Annotated in this window: 1 protein-coding gene; it reads left to right on the forward strand. The window is 41.4% G+C overall.

All coding sequences use genetic code 11. The annotated features are described in order from the left end of the window. Positions 1–234: 234 nt before the first annotated feature. On the forward strand, positions 235–1,515 hold the full coding sequence (locus KDK14_RS15785; protein ID WP_257266133.1) for a hypothetical protein: 1,281 nt from the start codon (positions 235–237) through the stop codon (positions 1,513–1,515). Positions 1,516–1,533 lie beyond the last annotated feature (18 nt).

Here is a 1,533-nt window from a genome sequence, read left to right on the forward strand (position 1 = left end):
CGACCGGCTTCCGAAGGTTTCAACGTCTTCTGAAGTTACGGATTCAGGTATGAATTATTCAATCTGGTACTCATTGTTTCTTCCTTCACCAGGGCTATTAAAAAATCCTTTCCCGACGACGCCAGGGTTTATAACAATAAACTGAAACAGCTCACTGACCAAATAAAGAGTTATCTCCCGAGCCATGATCAGGATGACACGAAAAGAAAAAGAACCAGAAGAAACCTTACAGAAATGGAAATTGGTGACATTAAATTTAAGTTCGAAAGACTGCTTGATGAATTTGAGAAAGAACCAATGCAGAAAGAGATGAAAAAATTCTTCGAAGGCTTCTGGAAAATGCGTGATACCTTCACCAAAGCTCAGTATGAAGTTGATCACATCACTAATGATCCTGAATTCGAAGAGATGTTCGAATGGATGAAAAATAAAGAAACAATTAAGTCAGGGCTGGAAAAGTACAGCCAAGACATTGACAAGGCTATCAAAGACAATGGTTTCTACCAAGCTGGCCAAATTACCTTCAAGGTTAATATACTGTACAACAAAATACAGCATATCCGAGAAGGCTACGAATCAGAAAACCCTTATCATGAATTTTTAAAAGAAATCAGTGCGTTAAAAAAAAATCTGGCTAAGGTACAATCACTGGCCAATGAGGCAGCTGCCTCGGTCAATTTGAATAAGATCTTTTGTCAAGCGATGGCTCATGATGCCCTGGCCCTGGCTTACGATAAGAATCTGGGATATTGTTTGGCGGATCTACTGTCCACAGCCATAGCAGGCCAAAATGGGAAGTTCTCAACTTCATTGACTAGTCTGGCAGAGTCAATATTGTTTGGTACGGGTTATACTCGGCTCCCAATCCAGATCAGAATGACCTTGCAGGATGTATTATATCTCAAGACTCCACATTCACTAAAGAATCATCCAGCTTCATTGGGGCTGAATGCTGACAGCTTATATATTGCCCAAGCCTACAAAAAAGCACAAACAGTGAGGGATGCAGTAATTAACGAGCTTAAAATCACATCGCGCAGATTCAATTCAATAAGTGATCTGATCAAGAAACTGCTTCACCAGGTTGATGTTGACAGCCTTGGTACTGAATTGGCCCAGTTTGGGGTTGCACCTGCTTCTGATCATATCTGTTACTTCGCTTTTAGCAAAAGCGACAATGTCTTCAGACTCACAGTTCAGGATATTCAAGTCGGTGTGATGACGGTTACTGGTAATGATCTGAATCAGCTACAAAAGAACATACTAAAGGTACTAAAGCGTTTTTCTGATAAACAGAAGATACCACTGGTCCCCCCCAAGGCAGATGCTGTCCCCATTCCAGGCACAGGTTTCTGTCCTCTTACCAGGGATATCCTGAGCCCGTTTGAAAACATTGAGTTTGAAAACCTTGAACTGATCCAGGATTCAGCACTAACTCTTAAAGATATAATGACCCACCGCCCCTACGAACTCGAAGCACTTGGGAGTCGTCTAAAAATAACTTTCCCATTTTAAACTCAGCGTTCCTGATGA

Source organism: Endozoicomonas sp. ONNA2 (genome assembly GCF_024606365.1).
Classification (GTDB): domain Bacteria; phylum Pseudomonadota; class Gammaproteobacteria; order Pseudomonadales; family Endozoicomonadaceae; genus Endozoicomonas.